A 5,882-nucleotide genomic window follows, 5' to 3' on the forward strand; every position below is an offset into this window, starting at 1 on the left:
TAGAAGCAGCCGGACAACCCTGCACTGGCTAAGTCCGACGGACCCGGGGCATGCGTCCCTTAAGCCAGTGAGGGTTCGTGAATACAAAGACGTTAGATGAAATTCATCTAAAGGATGATTAAATGAGCAATTCATATGATAAAACCTCAATAACTATTGGGAAGAAACAATATCAATTATTAACACCTAAAGTTGATTTCTCTGAGTTATATGTAGTTCAACTTAGAGAACACATTGTTTTTGACAGGTAGTAGTAGAGTATTTAAAGACATCTCAAAAGATATATTACTAATTCATGAGAATGGAAGGGCACAATTTTTGAGATTTTCTGGGTCACACGATTATGAACATATAGATTTCTATGCACGGAAAAGGTACACCAAGAATTATAAATACGATGGTAATTTTTTATGTATTGATTTTTATGATAGATATCTTTGGGGGGGATAAACTTCACCTAACAACATATTCACGCATCGGGCATCCGCCTCTCAGAGGAATTTCGGGGAAGTGGAAGCAGCTGGACAACTCCCTACACTGGCTAAGTCCGTCGGACCCGGAGCATGCGCCACTTAAGCCAGTGAGGGTTCGTGAATAACAAAGACGTTAGCCGAAAGAAGTTCTTAGTTTAGGAGGAGTCTATATGATATTAGAAAAAGTTATAAATAGAATTGTAATACAAAGTGAATATAAGGATTTTGTTGATAAGTATCTAGATACTATACTTACCGAATTTAAAGGTAAGATTCATAGCATTTATATGTGTGGCTCGATCCCAAAAGGAACGGCTAAACCTTTTAAGTCAGATGCAGACTTTACTATTGTATGTGTAAATCCCAAAGATATTGATTACGAAAGATTGTCAAATATTGTAGACTATCTTTTGAAAGAATATCCAGTATTAACTAAGATTGATACGACAATTTGCTCGATTGACGATGTATTAAGTAAACCAAATGAGTGGGGTTTTTGGGTTAAGATAATTTGTGTTTGCGTATATGGTCATGACGTTGGTGAAAAAGTACCACCGATAATTATTTCTCCAGCGTTCATTTTAGACTTAAATACAGAGACCAAGGAGGAGGTAGATCGTATACATAGTTTACTTTCTAATGCTAGTGATAGCACAATGAAAACTAGATATATTAAAGGTTACTCTAAGAGATTAATTCGTGCATTATACTCTTTGGTTTTAGAAGATACAGGTGTATGGCAAGATGACATTATTAAGATGAAGAATGCCATATTAAACTATTGTGAGATTGACTCCGCTTTAGTTGATTATCTGTATGCTTGTTACTTGGATAGTAATGTACTTGTTGATGAGTTTCTGGAAATTGCAGATGAAGTGTATTGTTATTTTGAGAACGCCTTAAATGCAATGGCTGCTTCCAGAACTTCCTTCGGCTAACACCATATTGACGCTCCGGGTCACACTGAGAAGCGAGTGAGCACATCCAGCCCCCTAAGCCTGTCGGGAGGTCACTGCATTAGGTGTTCGGTAAGCCTCTCAACTATAAGCATCGACTCAAAGGGGCCAGGACGTCGTCAATATAAAACGTTAGATGAAATCCTTGTAAGTACTGATTCAAAAAAACAAGAAAGTGCAAGGTGAATCTCATGGGTACATGGGGATATGGAATATTTGAAGATGATTTTACACTCGACATAAAGGATCTTACTAATTCATATCTAGATGAAGGAGTATCGATTGATCAGGCCGTGGCTAGGCTACTTAATTTGTTTTCTGAAGAGTTAAAAGATGAGGACGATGGTCCTCTTGTTTATTTTGCAATATCCTCAATTCTATTAGATCGAGATGATCTGAGAGAGGATATTAAAGAGAAAGCATTGTTTCATATAGAACATGGAGAACACTTGAGAGCATGGAAAGATGCAGGATTATTTAAATATTTATCTCGTAAGAAAGTATTGAATAAATTAAAGAAGAGATTATTAGTAGCAGAATCTAGGGAACAACAAACTGATATCGATAGTGAAGACCTGAAAGACGATCGATTTAAACCAGGAGTTGCAAGATATTATGTATATCATTTAATTAACCATAAAACAGGTAAGCCTTATTATGTGGGCAGTACAATTAATCTAGAATTACGAACTAAATATTTTCAGATAAATCCAATTCGTAAACATTGAATTAAGTATTTCAAGAAGACAAGGACTTCACATAGCACCGTATTCACGCATCGGGCCATCTTGTCCTCGGTCCAGCGGAGGAGTTTCGGGGTTGTGGGAGCAACCATACAACCCTGCACTGGCAAAGTCGACGACCCGGGCTGATGCCCTTAAGCCTGAGAGGTTTCTTGAATACCAAGACGTTATCGGAAACCCTTGCAAAATACAGTGTTGAAAGGATAATCATGATGATATATATAAAAGATTTAAATATAGAAGATGCAAAAATATATTGGGAGTTAAGACTCGAAGCTTTGAAAATAAGCCCCGAAGCATTCGGTAGTTCATATGAAGATGCTGTACAAACTCCAATAAATGAAATAGAGGAGAGAATTAAGAAGGATAACAATAATTATATATTAGGAGCATTCACAGCAGATACACAACTTGTAGGCATGGCAAGATTCACAAGAGAACAGGGATTAAAACTGAAACATAAAGGGATGATTACAGGAGTATATGTATCTTCTCAGTATCGCGGCAAAGGAATCGCAAAAGACCTAATAAAAGAAATATTGAGTAGAGGTAAAGAAACAGAAGGCTTAAAACAAATTAATTTAAGTGTTGTAAGAACAAATCATGTGGCGGTCAAACTTTATAAGGGATTTGGATTTGAAACATTTGGAATTGAGAAGAATGCATTAATTTATAATGGCCAGGGATATGATGAGGAATTAATGATTTATTTTTTTGAGTAGGTTCAGAGACAGCAAGGGCATCACCCCGTAATCAGGCTGCAGGCCATTCGGCCTACGGCCCGGCTGAGGTATTTCGGAAAAGCGGGAGCTGCCAGACACATCAGTCCCCCTAAGATAGGAGCTATCTAAGGTGTATCGACGTCGTGAATGCAAAGACGTTATCTAATAGATCGGTATTAAAACCCAGAAATTAACAAAAAGGAGTTTATTATGAGCCGCTTTATAATTATGACGGTTGGGAAGACTCATAGTGGAAAGACTACCTTCGCTACAGATTTAGAATCTGTAATACAAAAAGCTATAGTGATTGATCAAGATAATCATGCTGAATTTATTAATAGATATTATAAGAAGCTTCGCCCAGAAGAAGGCCCTAACACTTTGAAATACTCTGTAACTAATACAATAGTTAATTATGCTGTTGAGCAAAGCGGACTCCATCTAGTATTGAGTAGTTCAAATTTAAATAAAATGGAAGAACTAAAATGCTTGGGTATTTTCATGATAAAGGGTTTGAAAGTATTATTGTTTATTTTGATTTATCTAGTGATTTACTCAAGGAACGTGTTCAACAATCCCAAAGAAGTAACAATATATTTAGAAGTGCCTCAAGCTTTTTGGAAGTATTAGAGAGACAAGAGAATTCTACTGAAGTTAAACCTAGCAAAGATGAAGCAAATCATATATTTGTCATTAAGGATTCCGATAAAACTACAGACATTATTCAACAAATAAAAGCAATCATTGATGTTAGATGATTCGATGAAAGCCGATCCTTCATATAACACCTTATTCACGCATCGGGCCATTCGGCCCTCAATCCGGACGGACAGAGGGAGTTTGGGGAAGTGGATGCAGCCGGACAACCCTGCACTGGCTAAATCCGTCGGACCCGAGGCATGCGTCCCTTTTAACAATATAATTGAGGTGGATTTGATGGAGATGAAATTTATTTCTAACACAGAATACATTATTTCAGGAGTAAATATTAAAGATATTGAGAAACAAAGATTTTGTATATTTGATTTTGAATCAACGGGTATAAATCATGAAACAGAATATATAACTCAAATAGGTGCAGTCATAATAGAGAACGGTTGTATATTGGAGAACAAGACCTTTAATACATATATTAAATCTCCTAAGCCAATTCCTGAAGCTGTTGAACGGTTTACTGGTATTTATAATTCGGATCTAGAGGATGCTCCTTTCTTTAAAGACAAATATAACGCGTTTCTGGAATTTACAAAGGATTGTATTGTAGTTACTCATGCAGGATATGAGTTTGATTTACCATTACTACTGAATGAATGCAAAAGGAACAATCTACAGATGTTAACCAATATAAGTTTAGATACGAAAGCATTATTTTCATACTTACATCCTGAAGTAAAGGAAATAATATGGACGGATTATTTGATTAAGTACTATAACATTCATGATAAAGATCTGAGAAGACATGATGCACTAGGAGATAGTATATTAATTGGTCGAATCTTTTTAAGAATATTAGAAGAGTTTCAAGCTAGAGATATCAAGGATATTGAATTTAATGACCCAGTTGTGGTAAAGCGATTCGAGATCATACCAATGGTGTAAGATGTTCGAGAAGGCAGCACCTTCGCCTAACACCGTATTCACGCATCGGGGCATCCGGCCCTCTGTCCGGCTGAGAGATTTCGGGGGAGTTGGAGCAAACGGACAACCCTGCATTGGATAAGTCGATCCGGGCTAGCGTCATTAAGCCAGTGATGTTTTTTTTTATGCAAAAATATTATAGGTAACAGGCGTAAAGAAAGAGAGGGAATTATGAGCAAGTATTCTTTTATAGTTTCCAATAGTACATTGCCAGAGATAGATTTAACTGATGCAAAGAGAATGAAGTATGGAGAATACAAGAAATTATATAAAGAATCTAGAGGATCTAGAGGATCTAGTTCTATTTTAGATCAATTAGATGATAAAGATGATGAACTAGTAATCCTAATCATGAATCCGATCAAGATGCATCATCTCAAGATAACCATTTGTACTAACCCGCCCTCTGGTATAGAAGAATATATTCAGAAAGATTTTATTTATTGGTTAGAAGGTGATTCAGATGACGGAATATGGAAAGAACAACTCTACGAGTATTTGCTAGGGTTAAATAATTATAAAAATGGACTTGAAATATGGTCTATATGGTTCGGGGACGGTCTTCAAGATATTGAAGAAATACAATTGAAATTATCTGAATTGAAAATATCAGACTTAGAAGCATTACAGGGTGTAAGAATGAATTACTGTATAAAAATAGAATAGAAATTGGTTTGTTAATTCGGAGCAGACGTTAGGTGAAATACCCGGAAGGAACTTATAAATATGAAACGGGAAGTTCCTTTATCAGGTGATGAAATCTTAGAAGGGGACTTTTTTTTATTCGATTATATTGGTCACAATGAAGACATGTATTTAAGACAATATACTTCAATGACAGAGATTGAAGAGCAAATTACTAATGGTGGAGGGATAACTAATCCGTTCACAACTTATCAAGTTGTTATTGTTAATGGAGAAGTTAAAGAGTACGAAATCTACTTTACAAACAAGAATGACGGAATAGAATATAAGTTTGTTAAAGATTTGCATGATGCATTGCCCGAATATCAGAGTATAGGTTCAACATCTAGAAAACAAGTAAGAAGGGAATATGAGATAACAGATGTAAAGATTGTTTGGATAGAGTAGTAAAGAAGCAAGGTGCATCGCGTAACACCTTATTCACACATCGAGCCATCCGGTCCACGGTCCGGCTGAGGGATTTACGGGAAGTGGGAGCAGCCAGACACATCCGCAAGACTAATCTCCTTACACGAAGCGGTAAGATGGACAGTTGCGCTAATCCGATTAGTGGAGTGCTACGATAAAAATGCAGTCGAAAAACACCCTCGTATGAAATAAAATGAAAGCTGACGAGGGGACGGGAGACAATGAAACGGTACGACA

General features: G+C 36.5%; 7 protein-coding genes. All 7 read left to right on the forward strand.

The annotated features are described in order from the left end of the window. Window positions 1-643 precede the first annotated feature (643 nt). A complete protein-coding gene (locus tag DFQ01_RS30610; RefSeq protein ID WP_110047695.1) occupies window positions 644-1,411 on the forward strand; it encodes a nucleotidyltransferase domain-containing protein in 768 nt (255 codons plus the stop codon). A gap of 209 nt (window positions 1,412-1,620) precedes the next feature. Continuing rightward, window positions 1,621-2,157, forward strand: coding sequence for a hypothetical protein (locus DFQ01_RS30615; RefSeq protein WP_110047696.1), 537 nt, complete (start codon window positions 1,621-1,623; stop codon window positions 2,155-2,157). A 167-nt stretch (window positions 2,158-2,324) separates the two neighbouring features. Further along, window positions 2,325-2,894 carry a GNAT family N-acetyltransferase gene (locus tag DFQ01_RS30620; protein ID WP_342770024.1) on the forward strand — a complete coding sequence of 190 codons (570 nt, stop codon included), beginning with the start codon at window positions 2,325-2,327 and terminating at the stop codon, window positions 2,892-2,894. A gap of 210 nt (window positions 2,895-3,104) precedes the next feature. Beyond that, on the forward strand, window positions 3,105-3,524 hold the full coding sequence (locus DFQ01_RS30625) for an ATP-binding protein (protein ID WP_342770025.1): 420 nt from the start codon (window positions 3,105-3,107) through the stop codon (window positions 3,522-3,524). Between the two features lie 222 nt (window positions 3,525-3,746). Next, window positions 3,747-4,493 (forward strand): 3'-5' exonuclease, encoded by a 747-nt coding sequence (locus tag DFQ01_RS30630; protein WP_174812610.1) that lies wholly within the window; start codon window positions 3,747-3,749, stop codon window positions 4,491-4,493. A gap of 210 nt (window positions 4,494-4,703) precedes the next feature. Then, complete coding sequence (locus DFQ01_RS30635; RefSeq protein ID WP_110047698.1) at window positions 4,704-5,198, forward strand: hypothetical protein; 495 nt, start codon at window positions 4,704-4,706, stop codon at window positions 5,196-5,198. 60 nt (window positions 5,199-5,258) lie between these two features. Beyond that, window positions 5,259-5,624 carry a hypothetical protein gene (locus DFQ01_RS30640; protein ID WP_110047699.1) on the forward strand — a complete coding sequence of 122 codons (366 nt, stop codon included), beginning with the start codon at window positions 5,259-5,261 and terminating at the stop codon, window positions 5,622-5,624. The last annotated feature ends 258 nt before the right edge of the window (window positions 5,625-5,882 follow it).

The sequence above is a fragment of the Paenibacillus cellulosilyticus genome, from assembly GCF_003182255.1.
Lineage (GTDB): Bacteria > Bacillota > Bacilli > Paenibacillales > Paenibacillaceae > Paenibacillus_T > Paenibacillus_T cellulosilyticus.